The sequence below is a fragment of the Asticcacaulis benevestitus DSM 16100 = ATCC BAA-896 genome (assembly GCF_000376105.1).
In the GTDB taxonomy this organism is placed as follows: domain Bacteria; phylum Pseudomonadota; class Alphaproteobacteria; order Caulobacterales; family Caulobacteraceae; genus Asticcacaulis; species Asticcacaulis benevestitus.
Genome location: NZ_AQWM01000003.1, coordinates 297914 through 316508, shown reverse-complemented (window position 1 = coordinate 316508; position 18595 = coordinate 297914). Strand labels below are relative to the sequence as shown.

Here is an 18595-nt window from a genome sequence, read left to right as displayed (position 1 = left end):
GCTTCTTCCGCTAGCATCCACCCTGTCTTGCGCTCAGCCCGCGACATAAGGCCTTCAATGAAGGCACCGGCAGATGCGCGTTGCTCTGAGCGCTTAAGCGCTGGAGCAATCGCCGCCTTCATCTCCGTCAACGCTTCGCGCCAGTTAGTCCCTGTACCCACCCAATCTGACACACTCATGACAATCTCCGCTCATCCTAACCAACGAAAGGGAATCATGATTTTCCATTATGCGCAACTGTAGTACTAGGCGTCCCCGTACGCAGTATACCTGAGGTGCTTGCCTGCTAGCACGCGACGGCACCGCCCGCCCAGTCAAGCCTGAAGGTTTTTCAAGTCAGGCGTTTTTTAAGTAGCTGTCTAGCGCGTGCCGCGTGTGGTGGTGAGGGCGGAGCGCAGGGGGCGGGCGCTGTTGCTGCGCACCGGGCTGACCTCGGTCTGGGCCAGGGCCTGCGGACGCGCAGTCTGGTTCTCGTTGTCGACGCGATAAGCCAGGGCGTCGTTTTTCTGGATCGTGCCATTCGGGCTGACCTCAGCCAGGGCGATCATCGAGTCGATTTCACGCTTGCGGGCGCGGAAGGCGTTCAGGTCGTTGCCGGCCAGCATGCTGGATTGCGGCACCTTGGCGCCCTTGGGGTCTATCGGGTGGTGGTCTTTCCAGACCTCGAAATGCAGGTGCGGGCCGGTTGAGCGGCCGGTGGTCCCGACATAGCCGATAATCTGGCCTTGCGTCACGCGCTGACCGGGGCGGACCGCGATGGACGACATGTGACCGTAGCCGGTTTCCCACTCTTTATTGTGAGCGATACGGACCCAGCGGCCGTAACCGCCCCACCACTTTGCGTCCATCACCACACCATCGCCGGCAGCCTGGATTGGGGTGCCGGTGGGGGCAGCGAAATCGATGCCGGTGTGCATTTTCATGAAGCCGACGATCGGGTGGAAGCGCATGCCGAAGCCGGACGATGTGCGGGCGCCGTAGATCGGCGTTGCCAGCAGGAAGCCTTTGATGTTCTTGCCGGTTTCATCATAATATTCGATGGAGCGGCCGCCGTTGGGCGTAAAGGAATAGAAGCGGTCGACGCCGCCCTTGGCCTCGATCTCGGCATAGAGCAGATTGCCCGCCTCGACCGTACGGCCGCTTTCGGTGACCTTGCGGTCGAACACCATCTTGAAAGTGTCGCCCGACTGGATATCGCGCTCGAAATCGAGCTTGTGGGCGAACAGCTTGACGACCTGCGCGGTCAGGGTCGGGGTGGCGCCGAGCGCCGCAGCCGAGGTGAACAGGGAGCCATCAATGGTGCCGATCGCGACGCGGCGCTCATCGCGTACCGATTCTTCCAGCGCGCGCAGGCGCATGACGCCGTCGCGGTCCTTGGTCAGGGTCAGTTGCTTGGCAGGGCCGGTGCGCACGGTCAGGCCCAGAAGCTGGGCGTCACCCTCGCCGCTGATCGGCTTGGCTATGGCGGCCTCCAAACTGAGGCCGGCCTTGATATTGGTGATATTGAAGGAGTGGGACAGAAGCTTGATGGCTGCCTTGGCTTCATCGGGCTTCACGCCCATACGGGTGATGGCCTGATCGAGTGTTTCGCCGGCGCGCAGCGAGATCGGCATGTCTATGGGCTGGCTGTAACCGGGACGTGCGGCGGCTTCGGCATAGGCTTGCGTTTCCAGCGCCATGGCGGCGGCGGGGTCCATGGGCGCGCCCATACCCTGCATCGGCTGCACCATCTTCCACAGAAGCGTGCCGACCGTCAGCGCCGTCGCCAGGGCAAAAACCATGGGCGTAAGTCTGACGGGCTGCCGGCGGGGATCAAGTTGAGCCATGTACGCGTATTCGTCCTGTTAAGCGAAGGGCGTAAAGGTATGCCCCCTGTCGATATGGCCCTCGAAGCTATGAGGGCCGGATACTCAGTTTTTCGCAAGCCTAAGGCTACGGTTTCAGGCAAGACTCGTGATGAATGGCACCATGGGCTGAGTCTTAACAATGTGGAAGGCTCTGCTTACGCCTAAATAAGGCGAAAATGAGGCACGTTTTTGCACCGACGCGGATCCTTGTGACCCGTGGTTTTAGTCTATTATCCTTAAAATCCTGCTTACAAACAGGTTAATGAAAAATTAATGTCGCGGAGGGACAAATTCGCGTCTCGGTGTTGTGTTCATAAGGTCTTCATAAACTGTGGAAAACCGTCACAAATCCATCCAAGGGGCAAAAAGGGGGCGCGCATCACGCGTTCGCCGGATTTTGGGCTAAAACCTGCCCTAGACTGTGCCAAAAGGGATAAAACAAAATGTCATCGGTTCCACATTTTTTAAGAGATTTGCATGATACTGTACGCGAACGGGCAAAATGCCCGGCCAAAGCCTTTGCAGAAGCGTCCAAGATTTCCTGAATGACTGCCTTTTCCCATCCTTCTCTTTCTGCGGCAGACGATGAAGCTCTGTGGTTCCCGGTGCATATGAGCGGCGGTGACAGCTTTTCGCGTCCGACAGGGATCGATGGCGCCGGCGATGATGGTCCAGAAGATCACGATGCTATCGGCTTACCGGGGCGCCGCCCTGCCGGGCCGGGTGGCAAGCCGCCGGCCAAAAAGTCTGGTGCGGGGCTGCCGGGCTGGGTATGGTTTACCCTGTGCGGGGCCGCAGCGCTCGGTATCGCCGTCGTGGTGGCGCGCAAGGAGATCGCCGAGTCCGTCGCCGAATCCTGGCTCAAGGGGCAGGGCGTGTCGGCCGATATCAAGCTTGACGCTTTTTCGCTGAACCATGTGTCCGGCGCGGTGCTGATACTTGACGGCAAAAAGCCGAACATGAGCATCGGCCGTTTCGACGTCGATTATGGCCTCAATCTCTTTGCCGGCGGGGGGCTGCCTCTGGCGCGCGTCGAGCGCATTCACCTCGTCAAGCCGGTGCTGGCGTTTTCGATCAAGGACGGCAAGCTGAATTTCGGCACGCTCGACAAGATCGTGCAGGACGCCCTGTCGGCGCCCGCCTCCAATGCCCCGCCACCACGCGATATCCTCATTGAGGACGCCACCGTGACGGTGGACAGCGATTATGGCATACTGACCGGACACGGTGGTATCAGTCTGCATAATGGCCAACTCGCCATGCTCGATCTGCGCCTGCCAACGACGCACCTGACGGGCAAGCTCGGTGTCGGTGATCTGCACGAAGGCCGTATCACCGCCCGTTCAGTCAACACCGGCAAGAACGGCGATCAGCTTCACGTTCAGGCCCACATGACCGGTGACAACTGGACGGTGAGGGCTGGCGGCAACCTGGTCGAGACGATCGGCGCGGAGGAAGAACGCTTCTACGGCCAGAACATCGTCTTGGAACTCGACGCCTATCTGCCCTATCGCCATGCCAAATCGATGTACGAGGCTTTTAGCGGCCCGACGGCGGCGGTTTTCGATCTGCGCGCTGACGAAGTACGTAATCCTGGCCTGCACGCCAGCGCTTTCAAGGCCCACCTGCAACTCGATGGCCAGCTCAAAACCAACGAAAAGGGCAGCGCCTATTCCGGCGGCGCGGATGTCACCTCCAGCGCTGATAGCTTCAATGCCGGCGATATGCAGATCGATACGGCCAGTATCGAAGGCCGCGATCTCCAGCTCAATACCGGCTTTTCCAGCGAAACCGGCCTGGCCTTCAATCTGACCGGCCCGGTCAGGGGCGATGTCGGTCTGCTGCAACAGGGTGACCTGCTGCTGAAAGCGGCGCATATCGACCTTGGCGAACTGGCCATGGCGTCCGATTCCGATGGTGCCAGGGCGACCTTTAGCGGCGACATGACGCTTGGCCATCTGGCCACCGGCGATGTGTCGCTGGATCAGACCACGGCCTCGCTGGAAGGCGGCGCACAGGCGGGCGGCGATGCCGGCCCTTGGAATGTCACGCTCAAGAGCAATATCGCCAGTAATAATGCCCTTTACCGTGGTCTGAATGCCATGGCGCGTGATCGGGCGCAGGCGCGCATCGAAGCCGCAAAAGTCCCGCCCAAGCCGGGTGTGCCGCTTGATCCGGGGCCTGACGCCATCATCGCGCTTGATCGCGCCCTCGATCGTTTCTCCTTGCGCGTTAAAGGCCTGAACGTGGCGATCAGCGGCGACAGCCCGGATGCAACCCCGCAAGTGGCTGTGCGTATGCAGGGCGCCGAGGCGGGCCTGAAGGGGAGCGGCAAGGTGACGCTGGCTCCGCACGCCACAAAGCCGGTCTATTCCAACACAAATAGCGGCGCTTTCGGACTGGCGCTAAGCGGCCCTGACCTGCCGCAGATCGCGCTGGCGGTCGATAATCTTGGACCGGCATCGGGGAATGTGGCGGCCGGTAGCTATAGTCTGGCGGCGCAGATCAATTTTGATCCGGTGAGCGGCATCAAGTTCGATGGCCACGGTCGCTTCATCTTGCTGAACGGCGGCGGCATAAGTGCCACGCTGGATAATGAGGCGCACGTCATCGCCCAATCCGCCGAACTGGGCGATCATATCGAGAACCTGTCGGCCACCCTGCGTCAGAACGACAAGACCTTCCTCGTGTTCACGCCCAATGCCTGGCGGGCCAGCGGTGCGTTTAGCGATCTGGCCCTGATCGCGCCGAACGAAGTGGTGGGCTTAAAAGGCGGGCTGGGAGCGTTTGAGGCCTATTCGCTGGCGGAGGGTGTTGGCTTCAAGGCCGATCTGACCACCTCGACCGTAAGCGACGGTGTGCCCGAAGACGAAACGCGCTTCAGTCCGCTGCTGATGTCCGGCACCATTGGCCAGGACCGCAAGGCCCTGACCGGTCGTTTCTTCGCGGCCACGCCCAGCATCCAGGGCGCGGATGGCAAGCCATTGCGGATCGTGGCAATCCATCTCGACAATGATGTCGCCAGTGGTGCCGGCGCTCTCACGTTCAAGACGCGCGACCTGAATTTCGTGCCTGATGGCCTGCAACCGATCCACCTGTCACCACTTGTAGCTGCGATCTTCGGCCGTAAGGTCACCGGGCCGATGAGTTTCGAAGGGGCTTTCAACTGGACAAAGGCGAGCAGTTCCAGCGATGGCGTGCTGACAATGGGCGTGAGTGATTTTGTCGCGGCGACCGAACGTGCCCCCTATGGTGTAGGCATGAGTTTTCTCGGCTCCACCGGGGCTTCGCAAGGCCTGACCGGTCAGATACGGTTTGATTCGCTGGCGCCTTTGCACACGCAGCCTGGCCAGAAGGTACATCTGGCGCGGACGGAATTAGGCATCCCGCTCACCGACCTTGATTTGAGCCTGCAAATACTTGGCGACCACCTCACACTTGAAAGCGCCAAGGTGGAAAGCCCTGGCGGTCAGGTCAGGCTGGAGCCGACGGATATCTATTTTGACGCCAAGATGCCCATCAAGGGCGTGCTGGCTTTTGATGGTCTAGATTTCGGCGAGGTTATCGCGGCGACAAGTCTGAACAAGAGCATGAGCTTTAAGGGTCATATGACGGGGCGCCTGCCCTTTGTCTATGATCAGGGGCACCTCAAATTCGTTGACGGCACGATGCAATCGGATGCGCCTGGACAAATATCAATTTACCGCACGGCGGTGACGGGCGTGAATACGGCAACCGGTACGGTCACCAGCGATGCACCGAGCGCGGCTGCCGCACTGGCTGCGAAGAATGCACAAGCCGCCGCCGATCCGGCCTTCAATCCCTTCCAGGATCTGGCCTATCAGGCGATGGAATATGTTACATACGATCAGCTCGATGCACGTCTCAATTCCCGGGACGACCTCATCCTGAACATCAATTTTCACATCAAAGGCTATTTCGACCCGCCGCATCAACAAAAGGCGAATATCAGCCTGTTCGACTATATCAGTGGCAAGTGGTTGCAGAAGCCGATCACATTGCCCTCCAGGACACCGGTCGAGCTTTATCTGGAAATGCCTATTAATCTTGATGAGATGCTCAATGATCTGACGAATTTTAATTTAAGAATGGCACAAAAGCCGCAATAACCCTGATGGCGGTGCAAAGCGACACGGTGCTCATATCCAAGGGCAGATTCGGTTAGGCCGGCACGTAGACCAGGTAAAGGGTTTCGTCATCAATCAGCGCGTTTGACACCAGATGAAGGCGCGGGCGGCTCTCGTGGAAAAACGGCTTGCCCTGGCCCAGGACAAAGGGACGCAAGTGGAGGCGGTATTCGTCGATCAGCCCAAGCTGGGTCATCAGGCAGGCGAGTTCCGGACCGGAGACGCTAATCGTCCCCTCCGTGCGCGCCTTTAGGTCACGGACTTGCGCCTCGATATCACCGGAAATGAGCGTGGTGTTCGGGCCGGTGTCAGAGAGCGTGCGGGAGACAACCCATTTCGGCAGTTTTCGCCAGGCGACAGCAAATGTACGCAGCGGCTCATCCCATTCCGGATGATCCTCGTCCCAGTAGCGCATGACCTCGTACATGCGCCGACCGTAGATACTGCCGGTATAGCTCTGTATGGTCTCGATCCAGTAATGGAAGTGCTTTTGACTTGGCGCCCCCATAACAAGGTTGCTGCCCAGATCGTCGACATAGCCATCAAGCGAGACATTCATTTCCAGCACAAACTTGCTCATGACAGACCTTTCAGTGCTATAGGCAAAATCCTTCGGGTAGGGTTAGCGCCCTGACGAAGTCTCCGTGCGGGCGATCTCGACGATGACATCGCCGGCTTGCAGGGTTTGCGCTGGCTTTTCCCAATAGCCGTAGATCTTGCCGTGGCGTGAAATGCGCAGGCCCTTGCCGGTGGTCAGGCCGCTCAACGGATGGCCGATCTCGGCGCTGGTCACCTCGCGTTCGCGCAGGACTACGCTGCCGTCGGCCGAGGCCAGATCGGCGATGCAATCGACCACGTGCGGGCCTTCGGAGGTGCGCGCCAGCAGATGGCCGGCCATGCTGACCGGATTGATGATGTTGGTCGCGCCGGCCTGACGGATCAGGTCCTCGTTTTCCGTCGCGCGGACCGTGGCGCTGATCGGCACCTGCGCGTTCATCTGGCGGGCGCTCAGCACAATCAGCACGGTGGAATCGTCGCGGTGGGTGCAGACCATCACCGAACGCGCGGTCTTGACGCACGCCGCCGCCTGAGTGGCGTTATAGGTGGCGTCCCCCTCGATGCCGGTCACGCCGCGCTCCACGGCGGCAGTGATGCGCGCCGCACTTTGATCGACCACGACGACGCCGGTGGGCTTGACGCCCTGACGCAGCAGTTCGCCCACGGCGGCTTCGCCGGTGGCGCCATAGCCGTAGATGATGATGTGGTCCTTGAGGCCTTTGCGGATCATGCGTGTCCTGATCTGTTCCCAGGTGCTTTTCAGGGCCAGAGTATAGGCCGTGCCGAAAAAGATTATCCAGATAAAAAGCCGTACCGGCGTGACGACGAAGGTATCGAACATGCGCGCCCGGTCGGTGACTGGCGTGATATCGCCATAACCGACCGTGGTGACGGTGATGGCGGTAAAATAGACCACATCGGAGAAGGAGACATCGCCATCAACATTATCTCTCAGGCCGCCGCGATCGAACCAGTGACCGGCGAGCGCAATGCCGAGCAGCACGAGCACCAGCACGGCGCGCAGCCACAGGGATTGCCATATGTTGAGCCTGCCCTTGCGGCGGGCAGTGATTGGCGTGTCGGGCAGGGTATCTGAGGACAACATGCCGGCATCATCCCAAGGCCTGCCGGAAAAGTCACGCGACAAAAATTCTCATTTCCGTTCAGCCACGGTTCAGCCTATATCTGCCATTATTATAGTCTGGAAGTTACAGCTCGATGATGAGGGAGCCATTTATGAGAAAAGCGATTGCGGCGGCAGCTCTGGTTTTTAGCGCGTCCGCGCTGATGGCCTGCACGCCCTCGGTCAATGTCAACGTCAACCTGGCGCCAATCTACGCCAAGCTCGACGTCAATGTGAAGGTTCAATTGGATCAGGACGTGAAAGCGCTCGTCCAAGAGAATCCGAACCTGTTCTAAACGCTGGGAAAGTGAGAAACGCTATGAAAAAGACATCTCTGCTGAAAGCCGTACTGACCGCCGCCGCCCTGGCTGGCTCGGTCGTCGCGGTCAGCGCCGTCGTGATCGCGCCCGCCTATGCCGATGTCGCCGCGTCCAAGGCGCTGGTCGATGCCGCCAAGAGCAAGGGCGTTGTCGGTGAAGGCAATACCGGCTACCTCGCCTTCGTATCAGGCGGTGGCGACGCCGCCACCAAGGCCGCGGTTGATGAAATCAATGCCGGTCGCCGCAGCGTCTATGGTCAGGCCGCAGCCAAGAACGGCGTCTCGTCCGAAGCCGCCGGCATTTCGGCCTACGCCAATGTCATCGTGCCGAAGTTGAAGGCCGGTGAATATTATCAGGATGCCAACGGTGCCTGGGTGAAAAAGTAAGCGTCACCTTGATTTTGACATGAAATAGCCCTCCGGTCACTGTGCCCGGAGGGCTTCTCTATGCCCATTTACAGTTTATGTAACAAATTCCGGCACACTTCCTGCATGGACCGTTCCGTTCGCCTTTGAGGCGCCAATTTCAAGACAATTCCGCTTCTTTCGGGGAAGAGGCGGCGGGAAGGCCGGAGTTATGAATGATCACCTGAAGCCTCTGACATCGCTGCGCTTTTTCGCAGCCCTCTGGGTGGTGCTCTATACCTATATTCACGAACTGAGCGGCAATGTCAGCCTGGGCGTGCTCGATAAGGGCTATCTCGGCGTCGATCTGTTCTTCGTGCTGTCCGGTTTCATCCTCTCCTATGTCTATCTCGACAGCTACGGCGAGGGACGTTTCAAATACGGCCAGTTCACGATTCACAGGCTGGCGCGCGTCTATCCCCTGCATATCGCAACCCTGCTGTTTACGCTTCTGCTGATCACGGCTGCCGCGATCAAGGGCGTGACGCTCGATGACAACGCCGCCAACTGGGCCGCCCTGCCGGCGCACCTGACCCTGACCCAGGCCTGGGGACTGGCGCCCTCCGCTTCGTTCAATCATCCTTCGTGGTCGATTTCTGCCGAATGGTTCGCCTATCTCGCCTTTCCGGCGGTGGCCTTTGTGGCGTGGCGCCTGCGCGAACGCCCGGTTCTGGCGGTTTCGCTGGCCATCGCCTTCCTGATCGCGCTCAATCTCGCTTTTTCGGCCCTGGCCGGCTTCAACCTGACCCGTGCCACCTTTCAGTGGGGCGCCCTGCGAATCGTGCCGAGCTTCCTCTATGGCAGTGCGCTCTATCTGGCCTGGCGCTCCGGCGCGGTATCGAAACCATGGGTGGCTCTGGCCGGCACGGCGATGGCGCTTTTGACCGTGATCCTGGCCGCGAGCTTCGCGCAGTCGGATATCCTGATCGTGATCGCGCTGGGGCTCTTGGTATTGTCGATTTCCGGCTTGGGCCAAAATGGCAAGGGCCTGATGTCAGGTAAAGTCCTCGTCTATCTCGGGGAGATCTCCTTCGCCACCTACATGATCTATGTGCCGTGGAAATGGCTGTATCTCAAGGGAGCCAACGCGCTGCTTGGCACCGATCACGCGGCCCTGCCGTTTGTCTGGTGGTTTGCCGGATTGCTGGCTTTGGTGCCGCTTTCGATGCTGGCGCACCATCTGGTGGAGCGTCCGTTCCGCAAGATTGTGCGGCACTATGGCGAACGACTTCACGGAATGATCACGTATTCGTGGGTTAAACAAGGTTAATTTTTTACCCCGAGGGGGCGAAAAGGTATTTGAAAATTAATTTTTCTGTTGTAGCAAAGACACGGGACTAACAGTTAATGAGTGTGTTGCGTGAAAAAAACCGTGTCGGCTTTCGCTTTTGCCCTACTTACCCTGTGCGCCGTCGGCTCGGTTGAAGCCAAGGAAAAAGCACATAAAGCCGGCAAGGCCCCTGCTGTCAAGGTCGCACACAAGTCCGCCGCCGACTCCGCCTATCTTCAATGCGTCACCTTTGCCCGCCAGTTCACCGGCATGCAGATTTTCGGCGACGCCTGGACGTGGTGGGGCAAGGCGACCAACCGTTATGAAGAAGGCTCGCGCCCCAAGCCCGGCGCCGTGTTGGTGTTCAAGGCTCAGGGCAAGATGAGCCGCGGCCACGTCGCCGTCGTCTCGCAGATCATCACCGACCGCTATATCCAGGTCACCCACGCCAACTGGTCGCCGATCAATGGCCGTCGTGGTCAGGTTGAGGATAATGTCAACGTAATGGACGTGTCGGAATCGGGTGACTGGTCCAAGGTCAAGGTGTGGTACGGTCCATCGAACGATCTCGGCACCACGGTCTATCCGACCTATGGCTTCATCTATCAGGACGCCGAACAGGTTCGCATGGGTGACAAGGTCACCACCATCGCCCAGCCTGAAACTATGGCCCCCGCCGCTGCCCATCCGGCGCAGCAGATTGCCATGAATTCCAATACACCGGCCGAACTCCCGGCCGATCTCAAGGCCGCGCTCTCGCCGGGCAACAGCAAGGGCTTCCAGGGCGTCAAGCCGGTCACTGTCGCCGCGCACGTTTCGGGCAAGCCCGCCGCCGATCTGGTCGCTCAGATTGATGCCGACAAGCCCGAAGCCGTTAAGCCGGTGAAAAAGGTGACCGAGAAGGCCACCGGCAAGAAAGCCATCGCCAAAAAGGCCTCCGCCAAGAGTAAGCACAAGGCCAAGGGCTCGGAAAAGTCGCACGTCCGCGCTAAGCAGCGTTCGTAAGCTTCGTCTTAAACTCCACTTTACGCCCGTCGGGCTTTCCGGCTAAAGAACGGATCATACGTCGTTCGAGGGGCACCCGTGCTGACACTGCACACACAAGGACATCACGTCACCGCCGGACCTGAAAATTTCAGCCCTGCGGTCACTTGGCTCGATCTTTACAATCCAACCCGCGATGAAGAACTTCGCCTCGAAGGTCACCTCGGCGTCTTTTTACCGACGCGCGAGGACATGGCCGAAATCGAGGCGTCGAGCCGGCTCTATCTGGAAGATGGCGCCGCCTTCATGACCGCGCAGGTCGCCTTTTTCGGCGGTGCGGCACAGCTTCAGTCCGGGCCGGTCACCTTCGTTCTGGTGGGGGGGCGTTTGGTCACCATCCGCTATATCGAGCCGGCATCCTTCAAGATTTTCAGCGATCATATCGAGAAGCAGCCAGCGATGTGCGTCGACGGACCGACCACCTTTCTCAACCTGCTTGATATTATCATCGACCGCACCGCCGACCTGATCGAGAAGACCGGCCACGGCATCGATGAGTTGTCGAAATCTATCTTTACCACGAAACGCAAGACCAAGCTTGAAGATGTGCTGATTCGTCTCGGCGGTGCGCAGAATGATATCGTCAAGATCCGTGATTCACTGGTCTCGCTGACCCGGCTGACGGTTTTCGCGGCGGGGCTTGAACGTCCGGTGGTGGGTGTGAAAAACAGCGCCGGCCTGCGTGATTTTCACGACCGCCTGCTTACGATGAGCCAGGACGTCGCCTCGCTGAGTGATCACGCCACCTATGTGTCGGGCAATATCGCCTTCCTGCTCGATGCGGCCCTGGGCCTGATCAACGTCGAGCAGAACCTGATCGTCAAGGTGATCTCGATCGTGTCGGTCATCTTCATGCCGCTGACCCTGATCGCCAGCATCTACGGCATGAATTTCGACGTCATGCCGTTCCTGCACCAGAAATACGCCTTTGAGACGGTGTGCGTCATCATGGTGTTGATCACGGTCGCCTTGCTCGGTCTCTTCAAAAACAAGCGCTGGATTTAGAGCGTGTTGCGATGAACGGTCGGGCGGAGGGCCGCCCTCAGCCTAGTGGCTGGCCTGGCAGGCGTTGCACAGGCCACGCGCTTCCAGCGTGATGTGATTGACCTTGAAGCCTGTTTTGGCGGCGCTGGCCTCGATCTCCGGCACATTAGGAATGGCGATTTCCTCACTCTGGCCGCAACATTCGCACAGCAGAAAGCCTGCTGTATGCTTGTGATCATGGGTATCGCACGCCACGAAGGCGTTGAGGCTTTCGATGCGGTGGATCAGGCCCATCTGCTCCAGAAAGCTGAGCGCGCGGTAGACGGTGGGGGGCTTGGCCGCGCCATCGGGATGAAAGCGATCAATGACATCATAGGCCTTGATCGGCGCATTGGCCTCAAGGATCAGCTCATAGGTGCGCAGGCGCGATGACGTCATGCGCTCGCCGGCCTCCAGGCAAAGGGCTTGCGCTGCCTCGAGCCTGACCGCACGCGCGTCCGGTTTCAGGTGATGGTCGTGATCGTGGGTGTGTTCGCAACTATGGCTCATGCCCCCTAAGCTAAGAGGACTCGCGCCGTTTCGCAAGCCGCCCTAAAAAAACGGCATGATGTTACGTAATAGTGTAACATTGAGCTTGACGTTGGTTATATTATTACATAACAAATGCGGCAGTGCACCATTCTGGTCATGATCTGAGGTCTCCGCATGTCCGCTTACAAAACCCTTCTTCTAGGCAGCTTTTCCCTTCTGGCTCTGACCAGCGTCGCTCACGCAGAGGATGCCGCCCCCGCTAACGATAAGCCGACAGAGGTGGTCATCACCGGCTCGGGCTACAAGATCAACAAGGACGCGCTGATGTCGCACGTCGATATCCTGACGCGCGACCAGATCGATCAGAAGCCGGCGCAAGGGCTGGGCGACATGCTGGCCTACCTGCCGGGCATCCGCTCGTCGAGCTTTTCGCCGGGCGCCAGCCGTCCGATCATCCGCGGCCTCGAAGGCTTCCGCGTCCTGGTGCTGAACAATGGTATGGGCATGGTCGATGTGTCGGCCCTGTCGCAGGATCACGCCGTGCCGAGCGACCCGACCGAAGCCCGCCGCATCGAAGTGCTGCGCGGACCGTCGGCGCTCGCTTATGGCGGCAACGCTATCGGTGGCGTGGTCAATGTCATCGATGATCGCATCCCAACCCAGGCGCCGGCCAAGGGCTATGAGGGCACCGTCGCGCTACAGGGCTCGACGGTCGACGAAGGACTGCAGGGCGCCTTCAATATCAAGGCCGGCAAGGGGCCGTGGATCTTCACCTTCGATGCCTTCGATCACAAGACCCAGGACTACAACACCCCGGTGCCGCCGCAGCTTCTGAGCTACAGTGAGGCCGCCGGTGAGGCGCCTGACACGCGCAGCAAGCAGACCAATTCGGCGCAGGACATGCGCAATATCGGCGCCGGCGTCTCCTATGTCGGTGACTTCGGCTTTGCCGGCGTCAGCTACAAGGACACCGACTACACCTACGGCACGGCCATCGAGCAGGACGTCAACATCAGGCTGCACCAGGAGCGCTGGGACGCTCGTGCCGGTATCAATCTCAACTGGCTCGGCTTCAACCGCCTGGATGCGTCGGCCGGCTATTCCGACTATAACCATGCCGAATATGAAGGTGCTGATATCGGTACGCAGTTCCTGTCGAAAGGCGAGGAGTTCCGCGCCGCTCTGGTGCGTGACGGCCAGGGCAAGGTCAGCGGCACGGTCGGCGTCAGTGCGCTGAAGCGTGATTTCGAGGCCATTGGCGAAGAGGCCTTCGTGCCCTCGACCACCACCAAGCAGAACGGTCTGTTCAGCCAATATCGCTACGATTCCGGTCAGTGGGGCGTCGAAGGCGGCGCGCGGGTCGATCAGACCACCATCACCTCGAACGAAACCGGCTTTAATCGCGATTTTGACACCGTGTCGGCCTCGCTCGGCAGCTTCTATCGCCCGTCGGCGCACACTTTTGTTGGCTTGAGCCTGACGCGGTCCGAACGCGCCCCTGCTGATGTCGAACTGCTGGCCAATGGCCCGCATGCCGCCACCGGCCAGTTCATCATTGGTAATCCTGACTTCAAGACCGAGGTCGGCTACAGCCTGGAACTGACGGGTCACCTGATGTCGTCGGAAAATCAGCGTTTCAGCCTGGATGCCCATGTCTACACCAGCCACTTCGACAACTTCATCGACCTGCGCGACACCGGCACGACCGAGGACAGTATGCCGGTCTTCCAGTACGTCCAGACCAATGCCGATATCTACGGCCTCGAACTGGAGGGCAATGCGCGCCTGGGCGAGCGCTGGGGACAGGCCTTCAACCTGAACCTCGCCTATGACTATACCCATGGCGACACCGATATCGGACCGGTGGTCCGTATCCCGCCGCAGGCCCTGACGCTCAAGCTGGAAAGCAAGGGCGGCACGTGGGATTCCTACGCCGAGGTCCGCACGGTCGATGCGCGTAAATCGCGCCTGGGCACCTTCGAGACGCCGACCGAGGGCTATACCACGGTCAATGTCTTCACATCCTACAAGCTGCCGGAAACCCCGAACGTGTCGCTGTTCGCCGAGGTGCGTAATCTGGGCGATGTCGAGATGCGCGAAGCCACCTCGTCGACCAAGGATGCGGTGGTCGAGCCGGGTCGCAACCTGCGCGTCGGTCTGGTCTATAATTTCTGATCGAAGAGGAGCGGGGGAAGCACAGGCCTTCCTCCGCCCCAAAACGTTACAGACACACGCCGAAAACAGAAAAAATACCGGCTGGCTCGCCTATCCAGTCACGGCGCTTGCCGGAAACAATCCGTTGGGCTAGAAGCGAAGTTCCTTTTTACTCCAGCCCTCTAGTAAAGCGACCATGGCACAAGAACAAACCAACGATGCGACGCTCACCGGAAACGTCCTCTTCTACAAATCCCCTGAGCCGCTGAGCCCTGAAGCTCACGCCGCCATGGGCATCAAAGCGATCTCGTCGCCGCATGGCTTCGTGGCTGAAACCAATGTCGTGCCGCTGACCGTGGCCGAATTCCCGGCGGCTTCCTTAAGCTTCCCGATCGTCTTCATCGGTGAGAACTACATGCCGGTCGCGGCCATGGGGCTTTCCGCCGGCCAGAACGTGTTCGTGTCGGCTGAAGGCAGCTTCAAGCCCGACGCCTACCTGCCGGCCTTCGCCCGCCGCTATCCGTTCGTCTTCGCCAACGACGAAGGCCAGGAGCGCATGATCCTGTGCGTCGATACCGGCGCTGCCATGGTGGCCGCCTCCAACCCGGACGTGCCCTTCTTTGAAAACGGCAAGGCCACGCCTTACGTCGAGAACGCCATGCAGTTCTGCTCGGATTTTGAAAATGAGCGCCGCCGCACCGAGTCCTTCGTGGGTCTCCTGCGCGAACTGGACCTGCTGGCTGCACGCGAAACCCTTTACCGCCCGCAAAATCCGGACGGTACGCCGGGTGAGCCGCAAAAGATCGCCGAATACTTCGCGGTCGACGAGAAGAAGCTGGGCGAACTGTCCGCCGACAAGCTGGTCGAACTGCGCGACAACGGCGCCCTGACCCACATCTACGCCCACCTGAACTCGCTTCTGGCCTGGGACAAGCTGATCGCCATGACGATTGAGCGCAACGCCGCGGCGCCGGTCGCCAACTAAGCTTTATAGCTTTGGATAATGAAAAAGCTCCGGATGAAAGTCCGGAGCTTTTTTTATGGTTTCAAGCGGGTGGCTAAGTCTTAAGGACTATTCCACAGGCGCTTGCGGCAGCCTTTGAAACACCGACCGCGTCAGGCATGAAAACACCAGCCGGCCGGCTTCATCGAGCACGTCGTTCTGCGCGATGACCACGCCCTTGGTGTCGCCCACGGCATCCTTGCCCATGACGGTCAAGCGACCGCGCAAGAGTTCGCCCGGCGGCGGATTGCGCGACCAGCGCAAGGCATCGACCGCCAGGCGCTTGGTTTGCGGCCAGTTCGACGCGGCTTCGGTTTCCAGCTTCGACCACAGGGCGAACAGCAGCGCGTCGGGCACGCCGTCGGCCGGGTCCCAGCTTGGCGCGTAGGATTTGCAGAAGGCCGCCAGTTCCTCTTCGGATATGACGCCTGCGCCGATGGAAACGCTCTGGCCGATGTACAAATCGTCGAAGGCTGCGGGCATGTCGGGATAATCCAGATTCAATCTAAGGAGGCCTTGTCATAAACCGACTTGGGCATGATATCAAACACCAAAAATTGCGTTATATGTGTGACGCTTAACGCCATGTCGCTGTTGATTAATCACCGGGCCTATGGTTTGGTTCGTCACGCTCCCGTGCAGGAAAACCATGAGTACGCCCGATCCGCTGAACATCATTGAGGATGAGCCCTATCAGGGGCTCTATCGCGGCGCGTCACCGGCCCTGACCTCGATCGACGGTCGCTTGCCTGACCGTTTCGACCTGGCGGAGATCCTCAGGACGACGCGCGAATCCATGGGGTTTTCGCTCGACAAGGTGTCAGACATTACCCGCGTGCGCCGCGCCTATCTCGAAGCCTTCGAGCAGGCGGCCTATGATGTGCTGCCGCCGCGCGCCTTCGCCATCGGCTACGTCAAGGCCTATGCCAAGGCGCTGGGGCTTGATGAAGAGACCCTGGCCGATATGTACAAGCGCGAGGTCACCGACGCCAGCGTGCGTCTCCATGCGCCGTCTGGTGCCTCGCTCGAAGACGTGAAGCCCAACTACCGGCTCTATATCGGGGCGGCGCTTAGCCTGGTGGCGGCGGTGGTGATCTGGAATGTGGTGCAGCGCCAGCCCAATCTGAACTTTGGCCATCGTGAGCACGAGGCGGCGTTCGGCAATGCGTCATGGGCGCAGGGCGTGCCCAACATGCTCAACGGGAGCATCTTCGTGTCGCAGCCCCAGCCGGCGCCGCGAGATCAGGATGTGCCGGCACCCTATGTGACGCCAGGCTTAGAGGAAGGTTTTGCCTCGATCGAAGCGGCGAGGAATTCCAGTTCGGCCGCGCCGGTGCCGGTGTCGGATGTGCTGCAGATGCGCAAGGCGTTTAATCCGCGCGGGGCGATCTATGGTGCGCCGCCGGAAAATTCGTCGGTCACCCTGCAGGCCGCCAGGACGGTCAATCTGGTGGTGCGCAGCCCGGAGGGTACGGTCTATTTCGCGCATTCGATTGGTGCCGGTGAGGCCTATCGCCTGCCCGCCGCCGATCAGCAGAACCTGCTCATCGATGTCTCGGATATCAACGCCTTTGAGATCTATTATAACGGCGAATATGCCGGCGCTATGGAGGCCGTGGTGACGCCGGTCGGCAAGCTCAATGCCCGTGCCGCCCAGCTTTCGAGCGTGCTCGATCAGCGTCAGGCCCAGGCCGGGCAGGTGGTGGGCGCGCCCGTGGCAACTCAGCAAACCACAATCGCGCCGCTGACCGCTAACAAGCCGAGCGGGCCTATTCCCTATTTGCCGAGCCAGCGCCCGGCGGTGGTGCCTGCGCCTGCGGAATCGTCTGCTGCGGCGCCGGCATCCGGCAGCCAGCCGTAATATTATTTGAAAATACGGTTGTGACGTGACGGCCGCGTGCTGATATAAGAAGTTCCGGCTGCAAGCCGGCAAGCACGACTGTGCGCCCGAGCCGTTGCGAGGAGCCTCGCGGCGCTAGAGCGCGCGATGAACATCGCGAGATCAAAGAGTTTACCTATGGATTCCCATCATCCTGACGACCGTAACCATACCCATGTGAGGCCATGGCGCGCGATTGAGCGCCGCAAAAGCCGTCAGATCATGGTGGGCAAGGTGGCCGTCGGCGGTAATGCGCCGATCACGGTGCAATCCATGACCAACACCCTGACCTCCGATCCGCAGGCTACCCTGCGCCAGATCGCGGCCATGGAAGAGGCTGGCGCCGATATCGTGCGCGTGTCGTGCCCGGACGTCGATTCGACCCATGCGCTCAAGACGATCGTCGAGAACGCCAATGTGCCGATCGTGGCGGATATCCACTTCCACTACAAGCGCGCCATCGAGGCCGCCAAGGCCGGCGCCGCCTGCCTGCGCATCAATCCGGGCAATATCGGTTCGGCCGATCGCGTGAAGGAGGTCATCCAGGCCGCCAAGGATTACGGCTGCTCGATGCGGATCGGTGTCAATGCCGGCTCGCTGGAAAAGGACCTGATGGAAAAGTACGGCGAGCCGTGCCCCGAAGCCATGGTCGAGAGCGCGCTATACCACGCCAATATCCTGCGCGACCACGATTTCCATGAATTCAAGATTTCGGTCAAGGCATCAGACGTTTTCCTGACCGTGGCGGCCTATAACCAGCTTGCCGACGCTATCGATTGCCCGCTGCACATCGGCGTCACCGAGGCGGGGCCTTTGCGCAGCGGTACGATCCGTTCGGCCATTGGCCTGGGTAACCTGCTTTGGGCCGGTATTGGCGATACGCTGCGGGTGTCGCTGGCCGCCGATCCGGTCGAGGAAATCAAGGTCGGGTTCGATCTGCTGAAATCGCTCGGTCTGCGCCATCGCGGCGTCAATATCATCGCCTGTCCATCCTGCGCGCGTCAGGGTTTTAACGTCATCGAGACGGTAGCCAAGCTGGAAGAGCGGCTGGCCCATATCGCCAAGCCAATGTCGCTGTCGATCATCGGCTGCGTCGTCAATGGTCCGGGCGAGGCGCTCTATACCGATGTCGGCTTTACCGGCGGTGGGGCAGGGGCCGGCATGGTCTATGTTGGCGGCAAGCCGGATCACAAGCTGAGCAATGCCGACATGATCGAGCATATTGTGGGGCTGGTTGAGGCCCACGCCGATACGCTGTAAGCAACATACACTGAATATTATCTCCAAATCTCTTCGTGAGATTTGGCAGGTCCGACCGGGCGCCCGAGCC

The 18595-nt window shown here is 59.9% G+C and carries 15 protein-coding genes; 10 read left to right on the top strand and 5 right to left on the bottom strand.

Annotated features, from left to right (window positions below):
* Window positions 1-359: 359 nt before the first annotated feature.
* A complete protein-coding gene (locus B060_RS0107185) occupies window positions 360-1826 on the bottom strand; it encodes a M23 family metallopeptidase (RefSeq protein WP_026172673.1) in 1467 nt (488 codons plus the stop codon).
* Window positions 1827-2392: 566 nt separating this feature from the next.
* On the opposite strand from B060_RS0107185, the gene B060_RS0107180 reads away from it, so the two are divergent.
* Window positions 2393-5977: an intermembrane phospholipid transport protein YdbH family protein gene (locus tag B060_RS0107180; RefSeq protein WP_081606806.1), complete on the top strand. Its 3585-nt coding sequence runs from the start codon at window positions 2393-2395 to the stop codon at window positions 5975-5977.
* Between the two features lie 52 nt (window positions 5978-6029).
* On the opposite strand, the gene B060_RS0107175 is transcribed toward B060_RS0107180, so the two are convergent.
* Together B060_RS0107175 and B060_RS0107170 are read right to left on the bottom strand one after the other, a co-directional pair.
* Complete coding sequence (locus B060_RS0107175) at window positions 6030-6575, bottom strand: dihydrofolate reductase family protein (RefSeq protein ID WP_018081093.1); 546 nt, start codon at window positions 6573-6575, stop codon at window positions 6030-6032.
* A gap of 42 nt (window positions 6576-6617) precedes the next feature.
* Window positions 6618-7658: a potassium channel family protein gene (locus tag B060_RS0107170; protein WP_051081024.1), complete on the bottom strand. Its 1041-nt coding sequence runs from the start codon at window positions 7656-7658 to the stop codon at window positions 6618-6620.
* A 131-nt stretch (window positions 7659-7789) separates the two neighbouring features.
* Between B060_RS0107170 and B060_RS0107165 the strand changes: the two genes are divergently transcribed.
* The 5 genes from B060_RS0107165 (at window position 7790) to B060_RS0107145 (ending at window position 11719) form a co-directional block, all read left to right on the top strand.
* Entirely contained in the window at window positions 7790-7972 is a 183-nt protein-coding gene (locus B060_RS0107165; RefSeq protein WP_018081091.1) for a YnbE family lipoprotein, read from the top strand.
* Between the two features lie 23 nt (window positions 7973-7995).
* Complete coding sequence (locus B060_RS0107160) at window positions 7996-8382, top strand: YdbL family probable chaperone protein (protein ID WP_018081090.1); 387 nt, start codon at window positions 7996-7998, stop codon at window positions 8380-8382.
* 190 nt (window positions 8383-8572) lie between these two features.
* Window positions 8573-9670, top strand: coding sequence for an acyltransferase family protein (locus B060_RS0107155; RefSeq protein WP_018081089.1), 1098 nt, complete (start codon window positions 8573-8575; stop codon window positions 9668-9670).
* A 90-nt stretch (window positions 9671-9760) separates the two neighbouring features.
* Window positions 9761-10675, top strand: a complete 915-nt coding sequence (locus B060_RS28310) for a CHAP domain-containing protein (RefSeq protein ID WP_023447331.1) — start codon at window positions 9761-9763, stop codon at window positions 10673-10675.
* A 78-nt stretch (window positions 10676-10753) separates the two neighbouring features.
* Complete coding sequence (locus B060_RS0107145; RefSeq protein ID WP_018081087.1) at window positions 10754-11719, top strand: magnesium transporter CorA family protein; 966 nt, start codon at window positions 10754-10756, stop codon at window positions 11717-11719.
* Between the two features lie 42 nt (window positions 11720-11761).
* Here B060_RS0107145 and B060_RS0107140 read toward each other — a convergent pair whose 3' ends face one another.
* The gene (locus B060_RS0107140) at window positions 11762-12247 is read right to left on the bottom strand and encodes a Fur family transcriptional regulator (protein WP_018081086.1); all 486 of its coding nucleotides are present in this window, start codon (window positions 12245-12247) and stop codon (window positions 11762-11764) included.
* A 156-nt stretch (window positions 12248-12403) separates the two neighbouring features.
* Here B060_RS0107140 and B060_RS0107135 point away from each other — a divergent pair, with 156 nt between their 5' ends.
* Both B060_RS0107135 and B060_RS0107130 read left to right on the top strand, forming a co-directional pair.
* Window positions 12404-14404 (top strand): TonB-dependent receptor, encoded by a 2001-nt coding sequence (locus B060_RS0107135; protein ID WP_018081085.1) that lies wholly within the window; start codon window positions 12404-12406, stop codon window positions 14402-14404.
* 175 nt (window positions 14405-14579) lie between these two features.
* Window positions 14580-15368 carry a SapC family protein gene (locus tag B060_RS0107130; RefSeq protein WP_018081084.1) on the top strand — a complete coding sequence of 263 codons (789 nt, stop codon included), beginning with the start codon at window positions 14580-14582 and terminating at the stop codon, window positions 15366-15368.
* An 87-nt stretch (window positions 15369-15455) separates the two neighbouring features.
* Here the strand turns inward: B060_RS0107130 and B060_RS0107125 are convergent, their stop codons facing one another.
* Window positions 15456-15869, bottom strand: coding sequence for a hotdog family protein (locus B060_RS0107125; RefSeq protein WP_026172670.1), 414 nt, complete (start codon window positions 15867-15869; stop codon window positions 15456-15458).
* 166 nt (window positions 15870-16035) lie between these two features.
* On the opposite strand from B060_RS0107125, the gene B060_RS0107115 reads away from it, so the two are divergent.
* Both B060_RS0107115 and ispG read left to right on the top strand, forming a co-directional pair.
* Window positions 16036-17247, top strand: coding sequence for a helix-turn-helix domain-containing protein (locus tag B060_RS0107115; protein WP_018081082.1), 1212 nt, complete (start codon window positions 16036-16038; stop codon window positions 17245-17247).
* A gap of 156 nt (window positions 17248-17403) precedes the next feature.
* A complete protein-coding gene (gene ispG / locus B060_RS0107110) occupies window positions 17404-18525 on the top strand; it encodes a flavodoxin-dependent (E)-4-hydroxy-3-methylbut-2-enyl-diphosphate synthase (RefSeq protein WP_018081081.1) in 1122 nt (373 codons plus the stop codon).
* Window positions 18526-18595: the final 70 nt, after the last annotated feature.

Excerpts from the sequence above, each read along its gene's own strand:
- B060_RS0107185 (WP_026172673.1), bottom strand. The coding sequence starts at position 1,826 with ATGGCTCAACTTGATCCCCGCCGGCAGCCCGTCAGACTTACGCCCATG.
- B060_RS0107180 (WP_081606806.1), top strand. The coding sequence starts at position 2,393 with ATGACTGCCTTTTCCCATCCTTCTCTTTCTGCGGCAGACGATGAAGCT.
- B060_RS0107175 (WP_018081093.1), bottom strand. The coding sequence starts at position 6,575 with ATGAGCAAGTTTGTGCTGGAAATGAATGTCTCGCTTGATGGCTATGTC.
- B060_RS0107170 (WP_051081024.1), bottom strand. The coding sequence starts at position 7,658 with ATGTTGTCCTCAGATACCCTGCCCGACACGCCAATCACTGCCCGCCGC.
- B060_RS0107165 (WP_018081091.1), top strand. The coding sequence starts at position 7,790 with ATGAGAAAAGCGATTGCGGCGGCAGCTCTGGTTTTTAGCGCGTCCGCG.
- B060_RS0107160 (WP_018081090.1), top strand. The coding sequence starts at position 7,996 with ATGAAAAAGACATCTCTGCTGAAAGCCGTACTGACCGCCGCCGCCCTG.
- B060_RS0107155 (WP_018081089.1), top strand. The coding sequence starts at position 8,573 with ATGAATGATCACCTGAAGCCTCTGACATCGCTGCGCTTTTTCGCAGCC.
- B060_RS0107140 (WP_018081086.1), bottom strand. The coding sequence starts at position 12,247 with ATGAGCCATAGTTGCGAACACACCCACGATCACGACCATCACCTGAAA.
- B060_RS0107135 (WP_018081085.1), top strand. The coding sequence starts at position 12,404 with ATGTCCGCTTACAAAACCCTTCTTCTAGGCAGCTTTTCCCTTCTGGCT.
- B060_RS0107130 (WP_018081084.1), top strand. The coding sequence starts at position 14,580 with ATGGCACAAGAACAAACCAACGATGCGACGCTCACCGGAAACGTCCTC.
- B060_RS0107125 (WP_026172670.1), bottom strand. The coding sequence starts at position 15,869 with ATGCCCGCAGCCTTCGACGATTTGTACATCGGCCAGAGCGTTTCCATC.
- B060_RS0107115 (WP_018081082.1), top strand. The coding sequence starts at position 16,036 with ATGAGTACGCCCGATCCGCTGAACATCATTGAGGATGAGCCCTATCAG.
- ispG (WP_018081081.1), top strand. The coding sequence starts at position 17,404 with ATGGATTCCCATCATCCTGACGACCGTAACCATACCCATGTGAGGCCA.